Source organism: Kribbella antibiotica, from assembly GCF_004349055.1.
GTDB classification, from domain to species: Bacteria; Actinomycetota; Actinomycetes; order Propionibacteriales; family Kribbellaceae; genus Kribbella; species Kribbella antibiotica.
The window spans coordinates 1-22746 of sequence record NZ_SMKX01000104.1; the positions used below are offsets into that span (position 1 = coordinate 1).

The 22746-nt window shown below is 66.9% G+C and carries 24 protein-coding genes and 2 tRNA genes; 4 read left to right on the forward strand and 22 right to left on the reverse strand.

Annotated features, from left to right (window positions below):
- Nucleotides 1-274: 274 nt before the first annotated feature.
- The 3 genes from E1263_RS28515 to E1263_RS28525 are packed head-to-tail and all read right to left on the reverse strand — an operon-like array spanning nt 275 to nt 2123.
- On the reverse strand, nt 275-1300 hold the full coding sequence (locus E1263_RS28515; protein WP_238161609.1) for a UDP-N-acetylmuramate dehydrogenase: 1026 nt from the start codon (nt 1298-1300) through the stop codon (nt 275-277).
- Complete coding sequence (locus tag E1263_RS28520) at nt 1297-1704, reverse strand: MaoC/PaaZ C-terminal domain-containing protein (protein WP_132172867.1); 408 nt, start codon at nt 1702-1704, stop codon at nt 1297-1299. The genes E1263_RS28515 and E1263_RS28520 overlap by 4 nt, the downstream gene beginning before the upstream one ends.
- Nucleotides 1701-2123 carry an FAS1-like dehydratase domain-containing protein gene (locus E1263_RS28525; protein ID WP_132172869.1) on the reverse strand — a complete coding sequence of 141 codons (423 nt, stop codon included), beginning with the start codon at nt 2121-2123 and terminating at the stop codon, nt 1701-1703. The genes E1263_RS28520 and E1263_RS28525 overlap by 4 nt, the downstream gene beginning before the upstream one ends.
- Nucleotides 2124-2204: 81 nt before the next feature.
- Here E1263_RS28525 and E1263_RS28530 point away from each other — a divergent pair, with 81 nt between their 5' ends.
- Nucleotides 2205-2951 carry a (2Fe-2S)-binding protein gene (locus E1263_RS28530; RefSeq protein WP_132172871.1) on the forward strand — a complete coding sequence of 249 codons (747 nt, stop codon included), beginning with the start codon at nt 2205-2207 and terminating at the stop codon, nt 2949-2951.
- 57 nt (nt 2952-3008) lie between these two features.
- On the opposite strand, the gene rpmG is transcribed toward E1263_RS28530, so the two are convergent.
- From rpmG to E1263_RS28545, 3 genes are all read right to left on the reverse strand, one after another.
- Nucleotides 3009-3176, reverse strand: coding sequence for a 50S ribosomal protein L33 (gene rpmG / locus E1263_RS28535; RefSeq protein ID WP_012923742.1), 168 nt, complete (start codon nt 3174-3176; stop codon nt 3009-3011).
- Nucleotides 3177-3243: 67 nt separating this feature from the next.
- A tRNA-Met gene (locus E1263_RS28540) sits at nt 3244-3317 on the reverse strand.
- A 51-nt stretch (nt 3318-3368) separates the two neighbouring features.
- A tRNA-Thr gene (locus tag E1263_RS28545) sits at nt 3369-3441 on the reverse strand.
- A gap of 194 nt (nt 3442-3635) precedes the next feature.
- On the opposite strand from E1263_RS28545, the gene E1263_RS28550 reads away from it, so the two are divergent.
- Nucleotides 3636-4271, forward strand: coding sequence for a DUF899 family protein (locus E1263_RS28550; protein ID WP_132172873.1), 636 nt, complete (start codon nt 3636-3638; stop codon nt 4269-4271).
- Between the two features lie 4 nt (nt 4272-4275).
- Here E1263_RS28550 and E1263_RS28555 read toward each other — a convergent pair whose 3' ends face one another.
- From E1263_RS28555 to E1263_RS44405, 12 genes are all read right to left on the reverse strand, one after another.
- The gene (locus tag E1263_RS28555) at nt 4276-5322 is read right to left on the reverse strand and encodes an LLM class flavin-dependent oxidoreductase (protein WP_132172875.1); all 1047 of its coding nucleotides are present in this window, start codon (nt 5320-5322) and stop codon (nt 4276-4278) included.
- Nucleotides 5319-6095: a DUF1684 domain-containing protein gene (locus tag E1263_RS28560; RefSeq protein ID WP_132172877.1), complete on the reverse strand. Its 777-nt coding sequence runs from the start codon at nt 6093-6095 to the stop codon at nt 5319-5321. Before E1263_RS28560 ends, E1263_RS28555 begins: the two co-directional genes overlap by 4 nt.
- Before the next feature lie 76 nt (nt 6096-6171).
- Nucleotides 6172-7287: an LLM class flavin-dependent oxidoreductase gene (locus tag E1263_RS28565; RefSeq protein WP_132172879.1), complete on the reverse strand. Its 1116-nt coding sequence runs from the start codon at nt 7285-7287 to the stop codon at nt 6172-6174.
- Entirely contained in the window at nt 7277-9172 is a 1896-nt protein-coding gene (locus tag E1263_RS28570; protein ID WP_132172881.1) for an FAD/NAD(P)-binding protein, read from the reverse strand. The genes E1263_RS28565 and E1263_RS28570 overlap by 11 nt, the downstream gene beginning before the upstream one ends.
- Nucleotides 9169-10485 carry an NtaA/DmoA family FMN-dependent monooxygenase gene (locus tag E1263_RS28575; RefSeq protein WP_132172883.1) on the reverse strand — a complete coding sequence of 439 codons (1317 nt, stop codon included), beginning with the start codon at nt 10483-10485 and terminating at the stop codon, nt 9169-9171. The genes E1263_RS28570 and E1263_RS28575 overlap by 4 nt, the downstream gene beginning before the upstream one ends.
- On the reverse strand, nt 10482-11555 hold the full coding sequence (locus E1263_RS28580; RefSeq protein WP_132172885.1) for an LLM class flavin-dependent oxidoreductase: 1074 nt from the start codon (nt 11553-11555) through the stop codon (nt 10482-10484). The genes E1263_RS28575 and E1263_RS28580 overlap by 4 nt, the downstream gene beginning before the upstream one ends.
- Nucleotides 11552-12607 carry an NADPH-dependent FMN reductase gene (gene ssuE / locus E1263_RS28585; RefSeq protein ID WP_132172887.1) on the reverse strand — a complete coding sequence of 352 codons (1056 nt, stop codon included), beginning with the start codon at nt 12605-12607 and terminating at the stop codon, nt 11552-11554. Before ssuE ends, E1263_RS28580 begins: the two co-directional genes overlap by 4 nt.
- An 18-nt stretch (nt 12608-12625) precedes the next feature.
- On the reverse strand, nt 12626-13579 hold the full coding sequence (locus E1263_RS28590; protein WP_202869093.1) for an ABC transporter substrate-binding protein: 954 nt from the start codon (nt 13577-13579) through the stop codon (nt 12626-12628).
- A gap of 11 nt (nt 13580-13590) precedes the next feature.
- On the reverse strand, nt 13591-14547 hold the full coding sequence (locus E1263_RS28595) for an ABC transporter substrate-binding protein (RefSeq protein ID WP_132172891.1): 957 nt from the start codon (nt 14545-14547) through the stop codon (nt 13591-13593).
- Nucleotides 14548-14560: 13 nt separating this feature from the next.
- The gene (locus tag E1263_RS28600; protein WP_132172930.1) at nt 14561-15313 is read right to left on the reverse strand and encodes an amino acid ABC transporter ATP-binding protein; all 753 of its coding nucleotides are present in this window, start codon (nt 15311-15313) and stop codon (nt 14561-14563) included.
- Nucleotides 15314-15318: 5 nt separating this feature from the next.
- A complete protein-coding gene (locus E1263_RS28605) occupies nt 15319-16281 on the reverse strand; it encodes an amino acid ABC transporter permease (protein WP_132172893.1) in 963 nt (320 codons plus the stop codon).
- 100 nt (nt 16282-16381) lie between these two features.
- Complete coding sequence (locus E1263_RS44405) at nt 16382-16456, reverse strand: putative leader peptide (RefSeq protein ID WP_355460830.1); 75 nt, start codon at nt 16454-16456, stop codon at nt 16382-16384.
- A 363-nt stretch (nt 16457-16819) separates the two neighbouring features.
- Between E1263_RS44405 and E1263_RS28610 the strand changes: the two genes are divergently transcribed.
- Nucleotides 16820-17647, forward strand: coding sequence for a M23 family metallopeptidase (locus E1263_RS28610; protein WP_238161611.1), 828 nt, complete (start codon nt 16820-16822; stop codon nt 17645-17647).
- Between the two features lie 481 nt (nt 17648-18128).
- Here the strand turns inward: E1263_RS28610 and E1263_RS28620 are convergent, their stop codons facing one another.
- Together E1263_RS28620 and E1263_RS28625 are read right to left on the reverse strand one after the other, a co-directional pair.
- Nucleotides 18129-19220 carry a sensor histidine kinase gene (locus E1263_RS28620; RefSeq protein WP_202869094.1) on the reverse strand — a complete coding sequence of 364 codons (1092 nt, stop codon included), beginning with the start codon at nt 19218-19220 and terminating at the stop codon, nt 18129-18131.
- Nucleotides 19217-19876: a response regulator transcription factor gene (locus E1263_RS28625; protein WP_132172899.1), complete on the reverse strand. Its 660-nt coding sequence runs from the start codon at nt 19874-19876 to the stop codon at nt 19217-19219. Before E1263_RS28625 ends, E1263_RS28620 begins: the two co-directional genes overlap by 4 nt.
- A 37-nt stretch (nt 19877-19913) precedes the next feature.
- Between E1263_RS28625 and E1263_RS28630 the strand changes: the two genes are divergently transcribed.
- Nucleotides 19914-20555 (forward strand): M15 family metallopeptidase, encoded by a 642-nt coding sequence (locus E1263_RS28630; protein WP_132172901.1) that lies wholly within the window; start codon nt 19914-19916, stop codon nt 20553-20555.
- Here E1263_RS28630 and E1263_RS28635 read toward each other — a convergent pair.
- Together E1263_RS28635 and E1263_RS28640 are read right to left on the reverse strand one after the other, a co-directional pair.
- Nucleotides 20552-21067, reverse strand: coding sequence for an arsinothricin resistance N-acetyltransferase ArsN1 family B (locus tag E1263_RS28635; protein ID WP_132172903.1), 516 nt, complete (start codon nt 21065-21067; stop codon nt 20552-20554). The genes E1263_RS28630 and E1263_RS28635 overlap by 4 nt on opposite strands.
- Nucleotides 21068-21246: 179 nt before the next feature.
- A complete protein-coding gene (locus E1263_RS28640; RefSeq protein ID WP_132172905.1) occupies nt 21247-22743 on the reverse strand; it encodes an FAD-dependent monooxygenase in 1497 nt (498 codons plus the stop codon).
- Nucleotides 22744-22746 lie beyond the last annotated feature (3 nt).

Consider the following 22746-nt stretch of genomic DNA (forward strand, 5'->3'; position numbering starts at 1 on the left):
GACCCGCACCCCCACCGGCCTCCGCCTAGCCGCCCCCGCCCAAGTCCTAGCCGACCTACTAGCCGCCGAGGAAGCTCACGCAGCCGCCCTCCTCCGCACCTGGATGCGCAACAACCTCCTGCAATGGCGCTACTGACACCCACTGCACCTCGGGCCTGACCTGCCCCAGAAACAGCAAACCCCCGGCTGCCGTAGCTACACCGGGGGCCAACCTGACTCACTCACCGAGGGCGAGAAGCCTAAGCCTTTGCTGGTAACAGCTTACTAGGCTTTCTCAGAGGGTGCAGTTCACCAGGACTGGTTCGTTGACGAGGGTGATGGCGAAGGCCTGCTGGACCTGGGAGCGGACGTGGGTGGCCAGGGAGAGGATGTCCTTGGCCGTGGCAGAGCCTCGGTTGGTGAGGGCGAGGGTGTGCTTCGAGGAGACTGCGGCGGCGCCGAGGGCGAAGCCCTTGGGGATGCCGGAGTGCTCGATCAGCCAGGCTGCGCTGGTTTTCACGCGGCCGTCGGGCTGGGGCCATTGGGGGGCACCGGCGGGGACCTCGGCGGTGGTGTCGAGGAGGGGGTTGGTGAAGAAGGAGCCGGCGCTCCAGGTGTCGTGGTCGGCCGGGTCCAGGACCATGCCCTTGCTGCGGCGCAGGGCCAGAACAGCTTCCCGTACGTCGGCCATGGGGGCGCGCGAGCCGGGGTCGACATCGAGCACGCGGGCCAGTTCGGCGTACCCGATCGGGGCCGACAGGTTGCCGAGCTTGAGCTGGAAGGCGACCTCGAGGACGACGTAGCGTTCCGGGGCGGCCTTGAACATCGACGACCGATACTCGAAACCGCAGTCGGCCGCGAAGATCGTCCGGATCCGGGACTCGACCCGGTCCCAGACGCGGACAGACGCGATCGTCGCGGCGACCTCGTGACCGTACGCGCCGACGTTCTGGACGGGCGTGGAGCCGGTCAGCCCGGGAATGCCGGACATCGACTCGATGCCGCTCCACTCCTCGGCGATCGCGCGCTGGACGACGTCGTCCCAGTCCTCACCGGCCTGGATGTGGATCATCGCGCCGGAGCAGGCGTCGGCGTCGACCTTGATGCCCTTGGTCGCGACCTTGACGACCGTGCCGCGGAAGCCGTCGTCACCGATCACCACGTTGCTGCCGCCGGAGAGCAGCAGCACGGGCTCCTCGGCCGCGTCGGCGTCGCGGACGGCGGTGATCAGCTCGTCCTCGGTGGTCACCTCGACGAGTTTGTCGGCCGGCCCGCCGATCCGGAGGGTGGTGAAGTCGGCCAGCGGCACCTGGGTCCTCACGAGACGCGCACAACCGCCCGCGACCGGCCGAGGACTTTCTCGCCGTTGAAGACGGCGGTGATGTCGAACTCGGCAAGACCGTCGGCGACCTTGTCGGCCTTCGCCGAGAACGTCACCTCGGCGCCGTCCGCGTCATCCGGTACGACGATCGGCTTCGTGAACCGGACGCCGTACTCGACCAGGTCGGCCGGGTCGTCGAGCCAGTCGGTGACGACGCGGACCGCGGTGGCCATCGTGAGCATGCCGTGCGCGATCACGCCGGGCAGGCCGAGAGCGGCCGCCATCCGGTCGTTCCAGTGGATCGGGTTGAAGTCGCCGCTGGCACCGGCGTACCGGACCAGGTCTTCCCGGCGGAACGTCACCGTCAGCTCGGGGAGGACTTCACCCGCTGAGATGCTGCTCATGAGTCCGCCCGGTTGTGCGAGATCGTGGAGGTCGAGGTGGCGATCGGCTCACCGTCGACCGTGGTCAGAGCGGTCTCGTACATGATCACCTCGACGTCACCGGCCTTGCGGACGGTGGTGATGGTGGCGGTCGCGGCGATGTCGTCCCCGGCCTTGATCGGGCGGGTGTAGCTGAACTTCTGCGCGCCGTGCACGATCCGGTCGAGCCGCAGCCCGAGCTCCTCGTCGTTCAGCAGCTGCTCCAGCGCGCGGCTGCCGAGCATGAACGCGAACGTCGGCGGGGCCACCGCGTCGTCGCCGGTGTACGCCGGGTTGTCGTCGCCGATCGCAGCGGCGAACTCCCGGATCTTCTCCCGGCCGACCTGGTAGCTCTCGGCGGCCGCATAGCTCCGGCCGACCATCGTGGCGTCGATCGTCATATCGCCAGAGCCTACTGGCAGACTGACCCTCGGGACGCCGCCACCCAGGTAATCGTGAGACCCGACTGGGGAAGGTTGAACGTGACGGCAGTAGCGGCGCTGGCCAGGTACGCGCCTCGATACAAGCTGGAGATCGGTGCGCCGAGCGGCCCGGAGTGGCTGCGGGTGGATCACATCCTCGAGCAGGACGGCCCGGAGCTCACAGAGCTGCTCAAGCGGGACCATGACGCGAGCGGACACGTCTCGGAGCATGCGAATGCGCTGAGCCTGATGTCCTTTTACGCAGGCCGCGCACCGGCGGCCGCACTGCTCCTCTGGGCCCTCGAGGGCCACGTGCTCGACATCCGGCCGCAGAACGTGTGGGTAAGACCACACGACGGCCACGGGCTGGCCGCAGTCGCCATCCGGTCCGCCGACTATCTCCCGGGCGGATTACAGACCCTGTACGACGTTGTGCTCAGCCAGCACCTGCTTCCGCTGTCCGAGGAGCTGCACCGTCGGACCAGAGCCGGATTGCGCCAGGTGCACGGCGGAGTGGCGGCCGGCTGCGCCATGGCGTTCTGCGCGGCGACGCGGGAGGAAGAGACTGTCGACCCGGCGTACTTGCTGGAGCGCTGGCAGACCTTCGTGGCGAAGGCGCCTGGCGGGCTCAACAAGCTGGGCGACGTGGAGCTGGCCGGCGGGAAGCTGGTCTATCTGCGGAAGACCTGCTGTCTCTACTACACGAGCGAGGTCGGCGACGGCGCGCTCTGCGGCTCCTGCTGCCTGACCCCGCGCGACGAGCGACTGGCGGCGTACGAGGCTGGTCGGCCGATCATCAGCGTCTAGACACACGAAAAAGCCGCTCCGGGGAACCGGAGCGGCTTTCGCGAAAGACTGCTGAGATCAGCGGGTCTCGCGGTGGTCCGTGTGGTCGTTGCAACGCGCGCAGTACTTCTTCATCTCCAGGCGATCCGGGTCGTTACGCCGGTTCTTCTTGGTGATGTAGTTGCGCTCCTTGCACACCGTGCACGCCAACGTGATCTTCGGACGGATGTCGGTTGACTTGGCCACTGATGCCTCTTCTGATCAGGAGTGCGCAACTTGGGTGATCGCACTCTCAGGTACTGCGTTTGGTGGGTAGCGGGGGCGGGAGTCGAACCCGCGACACCACGATTATGAGCCGTGTGCTCTAACCACCTGAGCTACCCCGCCGGGAGGAGTTCTTCAGGCCACCCGGCGGACCGGGTGGCCTGTCGATCTCTGAGCCCCTTTACGGAATCGAACCGTAGACCTTCTCCTTACCATGGAGACGCTCTGCCGACTGAGCTAAAGGGGCGGAACGAGGAGAGAGATTACACGGTCTTCCGCCCTGATGTGAAATCGAGGCGGAGGCACTGTGCGCCCCCCTCTGTCCGACTCAGAAATCATACCGGGTCCGGAGTAGTGCTTTTGACCAACCCCCGATGTCGAGATCGCCGGATCTGATTCGTCGTACCAGTGAAGGCATCCGGCAAGGAGAGGACGATCGACATGACCGCACTACCGACAGTGGTGTCTGCCGAGGAGTGGGAGAAGGCCCGCGCCGAGCTGCTCACAGCCGAGAAGGCGGCGACCCGGGTCCAGGACCAGCTCGCGGCCCAGCGACGGCAGCTGCCGATGGTCCGGTTCGACGACTACACGTTCGAGTCGCCGACCGGCCCGGTGACGCTGCTCGACCTGTTCGGCGATCACCAGCAACTGGCGGTCTACCAGTTCATGTACACCGGCCCCGAGCGCTTCTGCTCCGGCTGCACGCATTTCACCCAGCAGGTGACCGACCTGGACGGCCTGGCTCGAGGTGGCGTGGCCTGGGCGACCGTCTCGGACATGCCCCTCGACCAGATGCGTGGCTACTGGGAGCGGATGGGCTGGACCATCCCGTTCGCCTCGTCGGCCGGTACGACGTTCTCCGCTGACTGTGGAGCCGACGGAGGCTTCCTGCTGAGCCTGTTCCTCCGCGACGGCGACACCGTCTATCAGACGTACACCACCGGCTCGCGTGGGGTCGATCGGCTGCTATTCGTCAACAACATCCTCGACCTCGCACCGTACGGCCGGCAGGAGGACTGGGAGGACTCCCCTGCCGGCTGGCCACAGCAGCCGACTTACGGCTCCAGCGGCCGCTAGTCGGTCACTCGGTCCAGACGCGACTGGGGTACGCAGCACGCAGTACGGGCATGACATCTGTGACGAAGGTCTCCACCGAGGCGCGGTTGTCGGCCTCGGGGAGGCCCGCCACTTCGAGGGAGACGCCGGACAGCTCGTGGCCGAACGCCTCCTGGTAGCGACCGAACTTGTCGATCACCTGTTCCGGTGAGCCGACCAGCACCGAGCCCTGCTCGAGGAACTCCTCCAGGGTGTTGAACGGCAGCTTGTTGTGCTTGGCACCCGGGGAGTCCATGAACGCGTCGAAGATCGGCCGGTAGCCGTCCAAGGCGTCTTGGGAGCTCTTACGAACGTAGAGCCCGTTGAAGCCCGCACCGACCACAGCGTCGGCCGGATCGTGCCCGTACGCCTCCCAGCGCTCCCGGTAGTGCCGGATCAGCCCGGCGTACTTCTCCAGCGGGTGGAAGCCGTTCGCTGAGAACAGCGGGTCGCCAAAGCGAGCCGCCAGCTCAGTGGACTCCTCGGATGAGGCAGAGCCATGCCACAGCGGAATCCCTGAGGGGCGGAACGGCCGCGGCTGCGTAGTCGCGTCCACCAGGTCGGGCCGGTACTGACCGGACCAGCTCACACCCGTCTCCCGGAGAAGCCGGCGCAGCAGCTCGTACTTCTCCCGGTTCCGGTCCCACTGCCCGTCCAGGTCGTACCCGAACAGCGCGTTCTGGTCCGGGTCGTTCCCCTTGCCGATGATGATGTCGATACGCCCACCGGACAGCTGGTCCAGCGTCGCGTAGTCCTCGGCGACGCGCACCGGGTCCAGCAGCGACAACACGGTCACCGTGGTGAGCAGCCGGATCCGAGAGGTCGAGGCGGCGATGTAGGACAGCACCACCGGCGGCGACGAGGAGATGAACCGCTGCGCGTGCCGCTCCCCCACGCCGTACCCGTCGAAGCCCAGCTCCTCGGCCCACTGCGCCTGCCGGACCACGTGCTGAAAACGCTCGTACGTCGTCAGCTGCTCACCGCTGATCGGGTCCGGCGAGTTGTCGATCAGCGTGTAGGTACAGAACTTCACCGGACCTTCTTCTCGCCGGCCGTCACCGCTACGCCGAGCCGGTTGCCCGTCACCGGCGCCGGGCAGGTCCCGAACGCAGTGAAGGCGAACGGGAGGTTGATTGCCCGGTTGAAGTCGATCAGCACTGACCCATCGCGCTCCACCACACCAGTGGTCACCGTGCGCCAAGGCGCCGTCTCAGTACCGTTCGTCCCGTCGTGGAACGACAGCGAGAGCCGCCCATCCGACGCAGCCGTCGCCACCAGCTCGTACGCCGAGTCCCCCAGCGCCAGATGGACCGTACCGACCGCAGTGACGTGCTGACGCAAGTCATCCCGCGCAGTCGACACCTCCACCCGCTCCGGAGCGCCGTACGGCGTGTACCAGCCGCGCACCGCCCATTCGGGATCCAACGAGTACGTCGGTACGCCGGTGAACCCCTGTCGAGTCGCAGCGCCCGGGTCGCGCTGGCGAACGGCGTACCGGCCGCCGCGCAGTACTAGCTCGATCAGGCGGTCGCCGAACAGCAACCAGCTGAGCGAGCCGGCCTCAGCAACCGAAGCCGAGGTCTCATCCACGGGGACACCATTCAGCGTCAAAGAACCGCCAGCAGCCACATGCGCCCGCCCATCGGCCACCCACCACGTCCCCGGCAGTCCAGCCAGCGCACCCCGCTCAGCAGGCAGCCAGTCGAACCCAACGATCGACAGCCAGCCATAGTCCGTGTTCAGGTCCTCCTCCCGCGCCGCGTGCCACGTCTGCCAGTCCTGCTCCAGATCCGAGACAATGCTCATCGACGTCCTCGCTTCGCTCCGGGCGCCGCTAAGACACGTAGCAGGCTGTGCTTCTTGATGAACTCGCTGCGCTCGTTCATGAGGCCAAGTCCTTCCGGGAACGGGATTCACGGTGGGCGATTTCGGAGCGGACCAGCGGGATGACGTAGCGGCCGAAGTCGATCGCGTCGTCGTAGATGTCGTAGCCCCGCGCGGAGAAGATCCGGATCCCGAGGTCGTAGTAGTCCAGCAGCGCAGCGGCGATCGTTTCCGGCGTACCGACCAGCGCGGTCGAGTTGCCGCCACCACCAGTCAGACCGGTCGGCCCAGTCCACAGTGCGCGGTCATGGCGCTCACCCTCAGCCACAGCCTTGAGCAGCCGCTGCGAGCCAGCGTTCTCCGGGTTCACACGAGACCGCAGCCGAGCAGTCGCGGAGGGCGCACCCGCCTGCACATCCTTGATCCGCCCCAGAATCCGCTCGGCCTTCTCCCAAGCCAGCTCCTCGGTCGCACCGATGATCGGCCGGAACGCAATCTGCGTGATCGGCCGGTCAGCCCGTCCGGCACGCGCAGCCTCAGCCTCGATCGTGGCGAGCTGCTCGCGCGTCCCCGCCAGCGGCTCACCCCAGAGCGCGAAGATGTCCGCCTCGGCCGCACCGACGGTGTACGCGGCCGCAGACGAGCCACCGAAGGAGATCCGCGGCCGGGGCTGCTGCAGCGGCTTGATGTCCGCGACGAACTGCTCGAACTGGTAGTGCTTGCCGCTGAAGTCGAACCGCTCGTCCGATGTCCAGGCCTGCTTGAGGATCTGGATGAACTCCTGCGTCCGCCCGTACCGGTCGTCCTTGCTCAGGAAGTCGCCCTCCGCGGCTTGGTCGGCAGTCGACCCACCGGTGATGACGTGCACCTCGAAACGCCCGCCGCTGATGTGGTCCAGCGTCGCGAACGTCTTGGCGGTCAGTGTCGGATAGGCGACGTTGGGCCGGTGCGCCACGACGAGGTTGATCTTCTCGGTGCGACCCGCGACGTACGCCGCGACCTGCGCCGGATCGGGCGAGCCCGAGTGGTACGCGAACAGGATCCGGTCCCAGCCGTTGTCCTCGTGCGCGCGGGCCAGCTTGACGGTGTACTCCAGATCGAGGGCGCCACCGGTGCGCGGCTCGACCTCACTGGCCGGGTTGGTCCCGGCGATGCCCAGGAACTCAACTGGCATGGCGTTCTTCCTTCCGTACGGCGGGCGCCAGGGGCGCTAGCAAAGTGAGCAGATTCCGGGCGACGGCGTCGTTCTGCCGGAAGCCGGGGCCGTTGAAATGCGGACGTGAGAAACCCGAGGATCCGGCCGAACCGGAGACCGACGGGCCGAGCAGGAACAATCCGGGATGCACCGAGCCGTCAGCGCGGACCGCGCGGCACAAAACATCGGCCTTGAGCAGGCCGCCACCGAGACTCGTCCCGTCGGCCGCGAACAACTCGTCCGCAGCCAGCGTTCCGTCGGCCAGCAGCCCACGCAACAAGGGATCCGTGGCAGCCAGTACGTCGGGCCGCGGCAACCGTGCTTCGACAAACGCACGCGCCCGGATCGAGCCACCCACTGCCGGGGACCGCCCGACGAACCGATCGTTGTCGATGGCAACCTCTAGATCCGGCCCGGCAAATCGCACGATCCCGGCCCGGTGCAACGCGAGCAGTTCCTCGAGCCGGCGCGGCGGCGGGCCGCTGGCAACAAACGAGAAGAACCCATGAAACTCGGTCTCAACCTGACGAACCCGGTCCTCATCGCTCAACCGACCTTCGGTGATCGCAACCGACAACACGCTGTAGATGCTCAGCAGCGCATTGAAAACCGCCAGGTCCGCCGAGTGTTCCGGGTCAGCCCGACGCCGCAGATCGTCTTCGATCAGCTCGGCCAGATGCTGCTCGAACGTGAACCAGTCCTCGAAGACCTGCCCCTGCAACGGCCGATCCACCGCCGACCGAACAAACCGATCCAACACCTCCGGTACGGCGGCCTCCACCGCAGCCACGAATTCCGGTGCATCGGGCAATGATCGGTCGAGCACTTCCAGGAACCGCGACCAGCTCCAACGGGTCCGATCGGAGTGCGCGGTGAACAGCTGCTGGTAATGCGCGAAGGCCAGTTCCTTGTCGATCAACGGCTGCAGCTGGGTATCGAAGTCCAGCACTCCATCGCCCAGCGAGTCGAGTGCAACCTTGGTCAGGTACCGCGTCGGAACCGGCTTGGTCCCGGCCACGGTGTAACCGAGTTTCGCGTGATACGGAACGCCGCGTCGCGAGCCGACGTACAGGATCGGTTCGGCGCCGGACGGGTGATACGTGAGCTGCGCGCCATGGTCGTCGTACCAACCGCCGCGAGCCTCGGTGAGCAGGACCATCAGGTCGATGAAGGCCTGCCCGAAACCGCGGACGATGACATGCTCGCCTGGTTGCAGGTCACCGAGATCGACGTCGGCCGTGTAACCCGGTGGGATGTAGGTGAGACCAGCGGCCGCGGCTTGGCCGGCCCACGCGGTTTCCGATGCCGTTGGCAACCGATCGAGATAGCCGAGCGCCAGAATCACCAAGTCTGCTTGGATTTCTACTCCCGACGCGAGGATCACCCGCTGATCGGGGGTCAGCTCGACCGCGCGTTCGAGATGCGTGGTCACCGTGGCCGGTAGGTCTTGGACGACCCGATCCCAGACCCAGGACAGGTACTCCGCTTGAACCAGTCGCGGCGGGAAGTCCATCGGCCCGGGCTGCTGAATCCCAGCCCGCTCCAGGATCGTCGCGCCGGCGCCTGCCACCCAGGTCGCCAGGTCCGGACCCGGCCGGATCGGACCTTCACACTGGACCGATTCGTCGGTGAAGATCGTGACGTCGGACGTCATCGAGTTCATCCAGAGCAGCCGCGATTGCTCCCGCCGCCAGATCCGACCGCCACCAGCCGGGAACGGATCCACGACATGAACGTCGATCGGGCCGTCGCCGAGCAGCTCATCCGCGTTGGCCGCGATCCGCTCGAGCAGGCCGACCGTGCGCGGTCCACCGCCGACGAAGACCACGGTCGGCCGGCGGTGGATCGTGCTGACCTGACTCATCGCGGCAACCCGAGATGCGAACGGAGCGTCGTACCGGAGTATTCGGAGCGGAAGACACCTCGTTCACGCAGCAGCGGGACGACGCGGTCGACGAAGTCGTCGAGGCCGCCCGGGGTCAGATGCGGGACCAGGACGAAACCATCAGCGGCGTTCTCCTGGACGTGGTGGTTCATCTCAGTCGCGACAGTCGACGGCGAGCCGATGAAGGTCTGGCGGTTCTGCTGGTTGATCACCGTCTGCCGCAGCGACCAGTTGTTGGCCTCGGCCGCCTCACGCCACTCCTTGATGATCGTCGCCGGGTCGTTGAAACCGGTCCGGCCTTGAGTGATGTTCGAGCCGACCACCGGGTCTTCCGAGGGGAGCGGACCATCCGGATCGTACGACGAGAGGTCGCGGCCCCAGATGAGTTCCGCGAGCACGATCGCGGTCGGCCCCGACACCTGCTGCTCGCGGATGTGCCGAGCCTTCTCGACCGCCTCGTCGTCGGTGTCGGCGACGACGACGGTCACCGCGGGCATGATCTTCAGCGAATCTTCGCTGCGGCCGTGCTTGGCCAGGCGGTCCTTCACGTCTTTGTAGAAGGTCTGCCCGGCCGCGAACGAACCGTGCCGGCTGAAGATGACGTCCGCACCCGAGGCCGCGAAATCACGGCCCTGATCGCTGTCACCGGCCTGGATCACCACCGGCCGCCCTTGCGGCGACGGCGGCAATCCGAACCGGCCCTGGATGCTGAAGTGGGCGCCGTCGTCCGCAAAGGCCCCAGTGCCTTCACGGGCGAACACACCTCCTTCTTTGTCCAGTACGACGTCCTCGTCGGACCACGAGGCCCAGAGCTTTCGGACGATCCGGAGTGACTCCTGTGCGCGGACGTAGCGGTCGGCCTTGTCGAGATAGCCGCCGCGGCGGAAGTTCTCACCGGTGAACGCGTCCCAGGAAGTGACGACATTCCAGGCCGCCCGGCCGCCGGAGAGGTGGTCGAGGGTGGCGATCCGCTTGGCCAACTCGTACGGCTCGTTGAACGTCGAGTTCACTGTCGCGGCGAGGCCGAGGTGAGTAGTGACGGCTGCGAGAGCACTGAGCACAGTGAGCGATTCGGGGCGGCCGACGACGTCGAGGTCGTGAATGCGGCCCTTGACCTCACGCAGCCGCAGTCCCTCCGCGAGGAAGAAGAAGTCGAACGTGCCGCGCTCTGCGGTCGCCGCCAGATGCTTGAACGACGCGAAGTCGATCTGCGAACCGGACTCCGGGTCGGCCCACACCGTCGTGTTGTTCACACCCGGGAAGTGCGCCGCCAGGTGAATCTGCTTGGTCATCGCCCAGCCCCCTTCGCATACCGATTGGCCGGCCGACTCAGCCCGAGCCTGTTCCGCAACGTCGTTCCAGGACGATCAGCCGCAGTGACCTTCAGCAACGGCAACAACTTCTCCGCAATCACCGGTACGTCGATCTCCAGCGACGCCGGCCGGAAGTGCACGCCGTCAGCTCCCGCCGTCTGCCATTCCCGGACCAACGCAGCGAGCCCTTCAACTCCACCGATGTAGTCGAAGGAACCGCCCTCGGCCCGGCGCTCAGCCGCAGCCTGATCCTCATCCAGCAGTACGGCGACCGACACCAGCACCAAGGGCGATTCCGTCGAACCGCCGCGCACTGCGGCGATCCGCCGTTCCAGGTCGACCGAACCGGGGAGCAGCACAAGCTCTGCGTCACCGGCCGCCTCGAGTGCCTCTCGGGTGCTCACCTTCACTGCCGTGAGCGGGTGGCCTTGCGGCGGACGGGGAACGATCGACGGGCCCTTGATGCTGAAGGCTGGGCTTTCGTAGTCGACGTAGTGGAGGCGATCGCGGTCGACGAAACGGCCGGTACTGGCGTCGCGGATGATCGCGTCGTCGTCCCACGAATCCCACAGGCGGCGGCTGACATCGACGACATACCGGGCTTCGCGCCACAGCTCCGCGGCCGGCGCGGGTTCGCGACGGCCGATCACCGAGGCCGCCTCGGCGGAGGTGGAGACGTCGGCGACCCAACCGCCGCGGCCGGAGGAGACCCAGTCGAGGGTCGCAACCTGGGCCTGCACGTGGAACGGTTCGGTGTGGGTGACCGTGAGGGTCGGCAGCAGGCCGATCCGCGAGGTGGACGGCGCAATGCGGGCGGCCAGGCCGAGTGCGTCCAGCCGCACGCTCACCGCCCCAGCTGAATCGGCGGGCGCTTCCAACGTGTCCACGAAGGTGGCGATGTCGACGCCGGCCTCCTCGGCGCGCTGAACGGCCCGCAGCGCCAACTCGCCCGTGAGGATTGCTCCCGGGTCGACCTCCGGCCCGCGCCACGCGCCGGGGTGCCCACCTGCACCGTCGATTTCGATAGCGGTGATCAGTCGACGACTCATGAGGCCACCTTCAAAGCGAGAGTGAGGTCTTTGGTGAACGGCAGCGGGCCGATCGACTCCGGGTCGGCGTCGACGTCGAACTGCGGTTCGAAGCCACCGGCGCGATAGAGCGCAGCGGCCTCGGGCTGGCGGGGTCCGGTGGTGAGGTAGAGCTTGCGGTAGCCGAGATCGACGGCCGCCTTCTCCAACTCCACGAGTACCCGGCGACCGAGCCCTTGGCGCCGATGCAGATGCGAGGTCCACATCCGCTTCACCTCGGCGGTCTCGTCGTCGTACCGGCGAATGGCGCCGCCGGCGATCGTCTGGCCGCCGGAGCGGAGTAGGACGAACGCTCCCCCGCTGTCCGCGTGGAAGTCGGTCGGCGGGACCTCGGTGAGCTGGGTGTTCTCGTTGGTCCGCCCGTATCGGGTGCTGTATTCGACGACGAGGTCGGCGAGCAGCGGCGCTGCCTCCGGGTCCTCGGGGCGCGCCCGAAGCACCTCGATCGCCGCGGTCTGCACTGGCGGGCTGACAACTACCTCGCCGCCTTCCACCGCCGTCAGGAAGGCCTCGGTCACCTCGTAGAGCGGCACCGACGCGGCCTGATCGAGCAGGACGCCACCGCCGTCGTACAGGTTGATGTGTGAGGAGAGCACGAACCAGCCCTGGGTGATCGCGCCCGGGCCGAGGCTGTTCAGCACCGGCCGGAGCGCATAGTCGATCACCAGCACGTGCGCCGGCGTCCCACCTGTTGCTAATGGCAACACTGTCTTGCCCTTGAAGGCGTACTGCGGCAGCAGGTCCAGGAAGACCTTGAGCAACCCCGCGTACGCCGCCTTGTACACCGGAGTCGTGACGACAATGGCATCGGCCGATTCCAGGGTCTTGATCGCGGCCGCGATGTCGGGGTCGTCGGCATCGCCGTGCAGCAACGGCTCGGCCGGCAGGTCCCGGAGCACGATGGGGGTGACCTCGTGGCCGTGACTGATCAGACGCTTGGTGACGTAGTCGAGGACGGCGTCGGTCCGGGACGGAACCGACGGGCTGCTGGAGATCGTTGCGATGGTCGCCATGTTTCTCCTACTCGTGCACTACTTGGCTGGAGGCTTGGGAAGGCCGGGAGGGTTGACCAACGATTTCGGGACGGCCTCGTCGCTGAGGCCCCACTTGGCCAACACCTTCGCGTAGCTGCCGTCGGCGATCGCCGCGTTCAGCGCATCGGCCAGCGGTTTGGCCAGACCGTTGTCCTTCTTGGTGGTCACTCCGACCAGGCCCTGGATCGGGTAGCCGGAGGAGACCGTGCCGACGATCTCGGTCTTGTGCTGGGTCGCCACGTGATAGGTCGCGTTCGGGTTCGGCCCGAGATACAGCTCGATCCGGCCGGACTGCAGCGCCAGGAAGGTGTCAGCGGACTGCTGGTAGTACTTGAGGTCTGCCGGCGGACGGCCGGCGGTCGCGTTCTGCTTGTTCCACTCCAGGAGAATCGCCTCCTGCAGCGTGCCCGAGCTGACCGCAACCTTCTTCCCGGAGATGTCCGCCGGTCCGGCGATCTTCAGGCCGGAGCCCGTCTTCGCCTCGAACGCATGCAGCCCAAGCCGGTACGTCGCGAAGTCGTACTTCTCCTTGCGCAGCTCGGAGACACCGATGTTCGAGATGCCCACTTGGTACTTCCCGGAGTCGAGCCCCAGGAACAGGTTCTCCCAACTGGTCGTCTGTACGTCGGCCTGCAGCCCGAGCACGCTGGCCACGAGATGGGCGATGTCGATCTCGATACCGATCGGGGTCTTGTTGTCGTCGGCCGTGAACCCGAGCGGTGGTTGCCCACCACCCGCGTTTCCGTTGCCCACCACAAGCTTGCCGCTCGCCCGCACAGCCTCGGGAACCTCGGCCGCGATCGCGTCGACCTTCGTCGAGGTGATGTGGGTCTGGTTCGCTGAGGTGTCGAACGACACCACCGATGCGTCGGTCTTCGGCGCTTCCGTCTGCGGGTCGGCGCACGCGGCCAGGGACAGCAGCGCGACACCGACAAGGATCTTCTTCAGCATGGTCGGCATCCTCAGTTCGTCAGCGGGAGGCCGGGCGGGTTGATCTCTGACTTCTCGACCGCCTCGCTGGAGACGTTCCAGCGCTCGAGGACCTTGGCGTAGCTGCCGTCGGCGATGGCTGCGTTCAGCGCGGCCTGGTAAGCCTTGACGAGGCCGTTGTCCTTCTTGGTGGTCGCCGCGATCAGGCCCTGCAACGTCGGTCCCGCTCCGGAGAACTTGCCGATCGACTCGGTCTCGCCACCGGTCTTGATGTGGTACGCGATCGAAGGGTTCGGACCGAAGTAGCCATCGATCCGTCCCGAGCTCAGCGCCAGGTAGGTGTCGGTGTTCTTCTGGAAGTACTTGATCGTTGCCGCCGGCAACCCGGCCTTGATGTTCTCCTCGTTCCAGTCGACCAGGATCTTCTCCTGGTTCGTCCCGGACCCGACCGCGATCGTCTTCCCGGCAACATCTTTGCCGGACGTGACCTTCCAGGTCCCGCCCTTCTTCGCCTCGAACGCGAGATCATCCTTGCGGTACGTCGCGAAGTCGTACTTCTGCTTGCGCTTCTCGGTGACCGTGATGTTGGTCAGCCCGACGTCGTACTTGGCCGAGTCGATCCCGACGAAAAGGTTCTCCCAGCTCGTCACCTCGAGCTCCGGCTTCAGACCGAGCTCGCCGGCGAGCAGGTAGGCGATGTCGACCTCGAGCCCGATCGGCGTCTTGTTGTCGTCGGCGTAGAAGCCGAGCGGCACACTGCCGCTACCTTGCCCGCTCCCGACGATCAGGGTGCCGCGGTCGCGGATCTTGGCCGGCAGCAGCGCGGCGGCCGCGTCGTTCTTCGTGACCTCGACCCGCTTCTGGTCGGCAGAGGTGTTCACCCCACCGGTCTCGGCCGAGACGTTGGTGGTCGGGTCGGACGAGCAAGCGGTTGCTGCCAGCAACAGTCCGGCGGCGGCAAACACGGCATACAGGGGACGTCGTTTCATGTGACTGGTTTCCTCAGAGGACTTTGGAGATGAAGGCGCGCGTGCGCTCATGGACTGGGTTGTCGAGCACCTGGTGCGGCGGGCCCGACTCGACGATCACGCCGCCGTCGATGAAGACCACCGTGTCGGCGACCTCCCGAGCGAAGCCGACCTCGTGGGTGACGACGACCATCGTGGAACCGTCGCGAGCGAGCTCCTTGATCACGTCGAGGACCTCACCGACCAGTTCCGGGTCCAGCGCGCTGGTCGGCTCGTCGAACAGCAGGACCTTTGGTTTCAACGCAAGTGCGCGAGCGATCGCGACCCGCTGCTGCTGGCCGCCGGACAGCTGCCGCGGATACACATCGGCCTTGTCGCCGACGCCGACCCGTTCCAGCAGCTCCCGGGCTAATGGCTCGACCTCGCTGCGCTTGCGGCGCTGCGCGGCGACCGGTGCCTCGACAACGTTCTGCAGCGCGGTCAGGTGACCGAACAGGTTGAAGTTCTGGAACACGAAGCCGACCTGCGAACGCTGATGCAGGATCTCCCGCTCGCGCAGCTCGTACAGCTTGTCGCCGCGTCGCTTGTAACCCATCAGCTGGCCGTCGATCTTGATCAGGCCCCGGTCGACCTTCTCCAAGTGGTTGATCGAACGCAGCAGCGTCGACTTGCCCGAGCCGGACGGCCCCAGGATCACCGTGACCGTCCCGGCCCGGACTTCGAGGTCCACGCCTTTGAGCACCTCGAGATCACCGAAACTCTTGTGCACACCCTTGATATCGACCATGGCGCTCATCGGATCGCCCTCGCCTTCAGCTCGCCCCAGCCGCTTCGTACGCGCTGAATAGGTGTCGGAGGCAACGATCGCGCGGTGCCGCGGGCGAAGTGCCGCTCGACATAGAACTGCACGACCGACAGGATCGTGGTCATCACGATGTACCAGACTGTTGCCACCATCAGCAGCGGTACGACGCGACTGTTGCGCCCGTAGATCACCTGGACCTGGTAGAAGAGCTCGGGGATCGCCATCACCGAGACGATCGAGGTTCCCTTGAACAGGCTGATCACCTCGTTGGCGCCGTTCGGCAGGATCGACCGCATCGCCTGCGGGAGCACGATCCGGAAGAACTGCCGCAGCTTCGGAATTCCCAGCGCGGCAGCGGCTTCCGTCTGTCCGGCGTCGACCGAGATGATCCCGCCGCGAATGATCTCCGCCGCATACGCCGCCTGATGCAACGCCAGCCCCAGTACGGCGGCACCCAGCGGACCGAACAGGTTGTTCGTACTGAAGTGCACGAACTCCGGGCCGAACGGGATTCCCAGGCTCAGTTCCTGATACAGGTAAGCGATGTTGAACCAGAACAGCAGCTGCACGATCAGCGGGATCGAGCGGAACGCCCAGATGTAGCCCCAGGCAACGACCTGCAGAAACGGACTGCTGGACAGGCGCATCGTCGCCACCACAGCGCCCAGCGCGAAGCCCAGCACGGTTCCGTAGACAGTCAGCTGGATGGTCACCCAGAGCGCGGAGAAGATCGTTTTGGTGGTGAAGAACTGGAAGAACGTCGGCCAATCCCAGCCAGGGTTGGTGGCGAGACCGTGCACGAACATCGCGAGCAGGACCAGCACCACCGCCACACCGACCCAGCGCCACGGATGGCGACGGGCGATGACGGGCAGGTCGGCATCGGCCAAGCGGGCGGATGGCGGCGGATCGGCGGTGTCCTGTTCGGACGTGAGGGAAGTGGTCGACACGGGGTTCTCCCTGGCGGTGGGCAGGCTTACGCGGGCACGGCGGCGCCGACGTCCGGACGGGGACGTCGTGGGGCGGTGCGAGAGGGGTTGAGAAGTGCGGTCAGCGTCGACAGAGCGCGCTGGAGACCCGCAGCAGGTCGATGTGGAGGCGGTAGTACGGCAGTGCGCGCGTCATTCCCGTTCCCTCCGTTTGCCACTGATATCTGCGGTCTCAACCAGTATGGGACGAACTTGAAAGATCAGTAAGTTAGTGGACAAACATCTCATTATCTGGGCGCCTTATATCGGTCCAGGAGGGCGTGGTAGCGCCAATTCACGGGTGATCCCGATCACGCGGTGATTGCCGATTCAAGCGCCTCTGCTTACGCCTGAGCGGGCACGAGGCGCAGGACGGCAGTCGCTGTGCGTAACCGAAATCTGTCATCCGGTTGCAATCCGCAGTTGAGGCTTCCGTGATCTGGTCGTTATGGTCGATGAGCTGCCGTGGATTCCCCCGGTGGTCACCCCCACCTGGAAGGCCATCGTGTCCTCTCACCCAGTGGCCAGACACCGCACCAAGCCACGTAACAAGCAGCGAAGTACCAACCGCCGGACGCAGCTGGTCGGTCTCACCGCCGCCCTCGCCGCGACCGCGGGCACCATCGGTCTCACCGCCTCCATCGGCGAGGCATCCACCGCGAGCACCGGACTGAGCCCCTCACAGGCCGACGCTCTCACCGCAGCCCGCGTCGAGCGTCGTGACCTCGGCTCCCGGGACGCCGGCCGGATCGACCTGTCGCTGGCCGAGGCCAAGGCCTACCAGCAGCGCGCAGCCCGGGGCTCCCTGACCGCGCGTCGCGCTCTGGCCCTGTCTGCCGCCAAAGCGAGGTCAGTCCGTCTTGCCGCCGCGAAGGTCAAGGCCGACGCCGAGGCAAAGGCAGCCGCCGTTGCCAAGGCCGCCGCGCTCGCCAAGGTGCGGGCCGCTGCTCCTAGCGTGGTCCTGCCGACCACCGGCTACCACCTGACCGCGCGCTTCAACCAGGCCGGCGGTCGCTGGGCCCACAACCACACCGGCCTCGACTTCGCTGCGGCGTACGGGACTCCGGTCCGCGCAGTGATGGCCGGCGAGGTCATCCAGGCAGCCTTCGAAGGCGCCTACGGCCGCCAGGTGAAGGTCCGCCACGCCGACGGCACCGTGACGTCGTACAGCCACATGGCCGAGTTCGACGTCTCCGTCGGCGACAGCGTCACCGCCGGCGCCCAGGTCGGCGCGATCGGCCTGACCGGCAACACCACCGGCGCCCACGTGCACTTCGAGGTACTCCCCGACGGCGAGAACCCGGTCAACCCCGACCCCTGGCTCCGCAAGCACGGCGTCACCCCGTAATCCAAAGCACTCCCCCAAGGCCCCGGACCATCCCCCGTCCGGGGCCTTGCCCTTCCCAGGCCACTCCCCACTCGCCCACTGGGTTCAGCCGGCGACCGCCGAGTGGGTTCAGCCGGCACAGCCCAGTGGGTTCAGTCGGCAGCGCCCAGTGGGTTCAGTCGGCGCCCACCCGCGCTGCGAGTGGCGCCACCGTGCCAATCCCACTCGAGTGGAAGAACCGTGTCGCCGGATTTCGATTTCCGACGACACAGTCCGCACACTCGACGAAACCGCCCACCGACCCCACGTCGAGTGAACCCACCGTGCACACCCAGTGGGTTCAGTCGGCGACCGCCCAGTGGGTTCAGTCGGCGACCGCCGAGTGGGTTCAGTCGGCGACCGCCGAGTGGGTTCAGTCGGCGACAGCCCCTTTCGCCCGAACATTCCGCCGGCAACGTCCGAAGGATCGGAGAGCGGGTCTCCGGGTTTTCGGACGTTGCGGCTAGTCGAGGAGTTGGGCGGTGGGGAGGGTGACGGCGGCGGTGAGGCCGCCTTCGGGGTTGGCTGTGAGGTCGAGGGTGCCGCGATGGGTTTCGATGATGCGGGCCACGAGGGCCAGGCCGAGTCCGTGGCCGGCGCCGTAGCGGTCTTTGGCGAACGGCTCGATGAAGGTGCGGACCTGGGCCGGGTCGAGAAGCGGCCCGGTGTTCTGTACGACGAGTTGGCCCGGGGTCAGCGTGACAGCGACTGAGCCGCCGGGGCCGACGTTGTGGCGGATGGCGTTCTGGACCAGGTTGGTGACGAGTTGGTGCAGCAGGATTTCGCTACCCTCGACAACCGACTCCGCGAGGGTGGTCTCCACGGTGATCCCGGCCGCGCGGGCCTCGGACGTGAGCACGGGAAGCGCTGTACGGGTAATGGCTGCGAGGTCCACCGGGTCGAGCTCGACCTCTCGGTTGTTGAGCGCGGCCAGGCTGAGCAGCGCCTCGACGATGTCGATTCCGCGCTGGTTGGTCTCGGCCAGGCGCTTCACCAGCTCAGGCACGTCCTGATGATCAGGATCGGCCTGGGCGACGTCAAGCATGGTCTTCATCACCGCGTGTGGCGTGCGCAGCTCGTGCGAGGCATTCGCCGCGAACCGCCGGTACTGCTCGAACGACGCCTGCAGCCGATCCAGCATCGCGTCGAACGTGTCGGACAGATCCGTGAACTCGTCCCGGATCCCGGTCAGCCCGATCCGGTGATCGAGCGCACCGGTCGACGCGCGCTGCGCGGCCGCGGTGATCTCCTGCAGCGGCTTCAGCATCCGCCCAGCGAGGAACCATCCACCGACCAGCCCGACGATCGCCAGAAAACCGATCGCGTACGCCGATAGCTTGACCGTCAGATCGAGGATTTCGCCACGCGTCGGGGCGGGCCGTTCGTCGCGCGGATTGGCGGCGATGAACGGATAGTTCGGCACGATCCGGAAGACCAGCCACAGGATGCACGCCATCACCCCACCCGCCACGACCAGCAGTCCGGCGTAACTCAAGGTCAGCCGGAGCCGGACCGTCAGCCGCGGCCGCCACGTCACCAGCCCCGGAGAACTCACGAGCCCATCCGATACCCGACACCCGGCACGGTGTGGATGACCCACGGATCACCGAGCCGCTTGCGAACCGCCGAGATCGTGATCCGGACCGCGTTGCTGAACGGGTCGGCGTTCTCGTCCCAGGCCTTCTCCAGCAGCGTTTCCGCGCTGATCACCCCACCGCGTGCGGTCATCAGCACCTCCAGTACGGCGAATTGTTTGCGGGTCAGTTTCACGTACCGGTCGTCGCGGTAGACCTCGCGGCGGAACGGATCGAGGCGCACCCCGGCATACTCGAGCACCGTCGGCGCAGCCGCGGAAGGTCGTCGTACGAGCGCTCTGAGCCGGACGATCAGCTCACGCAGCTCGAACGGCTTGGTCAGGTAGTCGTCGGCGCCGAGCTCGAAGCCGGTCACCTTGTCGTCCAGATCACCGGCCGCGGTCAGCATCAGCACCCGGCAGCCGATGCCCTGCGCAACGATCTGCCGGCACACCTCGTCACCGTTCGGGCCCGGGATGTCGCGGTCGAGCACCACCACGTCGTAGTCGTTGACGGTAACGGCCTCGAGCGCCGCATCGCCGTCGAAGGCGAGATCGGCCGCGATCGCCTCCAGCCGCAGGCCGGCCCGGATCGCCTCCGCGAGATAGACCTCGTCCTCCACGACCAGCACCCGCATACCGACCATTGAACCAGGCCGGACGTATCGAAAACGTATGCCGAAACGTAGACGCTCCGGCAACATCGGACCGGATGAACTGTTCGGCATGATCGAAACCACACCTCGTCGCTCCACTGCCCTCGGCGGGCTGGCGATCGTTGCCGCGGTCACCAGTTTCGCTCTGACCGCCTGCGCGGCCGACCAGACCGACGCCGCGGCCCCTCCTGGCACCCCGCACGGCAAGTCGTCCGGTGGAGGCCGCTCGCTTCCGGGCTCGGCCGACGGCAAGCTCCCCACCGGGACCAGCGCGTTCGACACCGACCTGCCCGGGATCGCCAACCTCGACCCTAAGCTGCGCGCGGCCGTCCAGAAGGCCGAGAAGGCGATGAAGGAGGCCGGAATCCCGATGCAGGTGACGACCGGCTGGCGCAGCAAGAAGTACCAGGTCGAGCTGATGGACAAGGCGATCAAGGAGTACGGCAGCCGGGAGAAGGCGAAGAAGTTCGTCGCGGATCCGGACGAGTCGCACCATGTCACCGGCAACGCGGTCGACATCGGCCCGACCGACGCCGACGACTGGCTGATCCGCAAGGGCAACCGGTTCGGCCTCTGCCAGACCTACTCCAACGAGATCTGGCACTTCGAGCTCGTCACCACACCCGGCGGCGACTGCCCGCCGATGACCACGCCTTCTTAAGTCAGCTCCGCCGGCGGATCAGGCAGTACGGCGAGGGGCCGTTGTCCCCAGGCCACGTCGTGCCACCCGCCCAGCTTCCAGCCGATCTTGCGGTACGTCCCGATCGGTTCGAACCCGAGCGAAGTGTGCAGCCCGACACTCGCGTCGTTCGGCAGCGTGATCCCGGCGATCGCCGTACGGTATCCGCGGGCGATCAGCCGCTCGAACAACGCTTCGTAGAGCGCCCGCCCGGCCCCGGTCCGGCGCCGCCCGACCTCGAGGTAGACGCTCACCTCACACGACCACCGGTACGCCGCTCGTGCCTTCATCGGACCGGCATACGCATAACCGGTCACCCGCCCGTCGTCCTCGATCACCAGCCAGGCATGGGTTTCCAGCGCCTGCTTGATCCGGACCGCCATCTCCTCGACGCTCGGCGGATCGATCTCGAACGTGATCGTCGTGTCGGTGACATAGGGCGCATAAATCGCCGCGCACGCCGCAGCATCCTCCGGTCCGGCATCTCTGATCATGTGCCGATACTAGGACGCTGCTTGCCTGGAGTCGGTGGCGGAACCGGACCGCCCCCACTCATCAAGTGCCTGCGACCGGACTTTCCGACCCTCGCCTAAGCGTGCGGGACCGGCTGCCGGGCAGGTTGGTGAGTGCCTGCGGTCCGCCCCCGACCCGGTCAGCGCACGGCAGCCTGTCGTTACGTCGTCGCCTTGGTCAAGACGCGCCCCTGGAACCACTTGTCCAGGGCGTCTTCCAGTCCGTCTGCATTGGCGTCGTCCGCGGCCCAGGCAATGTAGCCGTCCGGCCGGATCAGCATGGCGACCTGGCGATCGCTGCTGCCGGTGACCAGGTCGACGTGGTCGTTGGTGTGACTCGCGTACGGCGAGCCGTCCAGCAGGTCGAGCAATACCGGCCGGCCCGAGCGCAGGATCTCGGCCAGCCGGACCCCATCGACGGTCAGATCGGGGACCGCGCGGCCGATCAGGGGATGCCGGCCGTCGAAGTACCGGATGTCCGCGCCGGAGATCAGGTCAGCGATGTGCTGGACGGTCGCGGGCTCGGTGAGCAGCTCGGCGAACATCGCGCGGAGAGCGGTCACTTCGGGGCCGGGGGCAACCAAGGCGGACTGCGCCTGGGTCTGCATGACCACGCGCTCGCCGACCGGTCGACGCTCGGACTCATAGGTGTCGAGCAGACCTTCGGGCGCCCAACCCTGAACCTCCGCAGCCAGCTTCCACCCCAGGTTGAGGACGTCCTGCAGACCGAGGTTGAGCCCCGGGCCACCCATCGCTGAATGCACGTGTGCGGCATCGCCGACCAGCAACACCCGGCCGGCGCGGAACCGCTCGGCGATTCGCGTGTTGCCGCCGACATTCCGCCGTACGAAGGGTGATTCCTGAATCAGCGGGAGGTGGACGCCGAGCACTCGGTCAACACTCTCCTGGAGCTCTGAGAAGGTCATCTCGTCGGTGTCGGGTTCGTCCCACTCAGACGTGTGGACCAGCGGCTGGCGACCAGGGAAGGGCGCGTACGCGAACAGGCCGCGATCCGACCGATGATGCATGAACGGCGGCACGTCGCCGTACCCGGGAATCCTCAGTACGCCGGTCGCCGGGTCGATGTACTCGGCCGGGATGCTCGCGTGTCCGCCCCGGGACACTGTCGCGTCGTGGGTCACGCCGGGGAAGTCGATACCGGCCAGTTTGCGGGTGCGGCTGTGACCGCCATCGGCGCCTACCAAGAAGCGAGCCCGCAGCGAGTAGGTCCCGTCCGGGCCGGCGACCTCGACCGTGACGCCGTCGTCGTCCTGGGTGAAATCGGCCAGCTCGTGACCGCGGCGAAGCTCGGCGCCCAGCTCCAAAGCTCGTTCTTCCAGGACCGCTTCGATCTTCGCCTGCGGCGACGGGAGGATGTAGACCGGGTTGTTGTCGATGAGCTGCAGCGCCAGGCGCATCGCGGCGAAGATGTACTCCGGCCGCGGGACCGGGCCGCCAGGCTCGCTTCCGAGCGGTTCGGCGAGGCCGCGGCGGTCGAGGGCGCGGACGACCTGGCCGACCAGGCCGTTCGCGCGCTGTTCGGTACTGCGCTCGGTCAGGCGCTCGAGGACGATCGGTCGAACTCCGGCGAGGCGGAGTTCGGCGGCGAGGAGCAGTCCGTTCGGTCCGGCTCCGGCGATGACGACGTCGGTATCCATGGC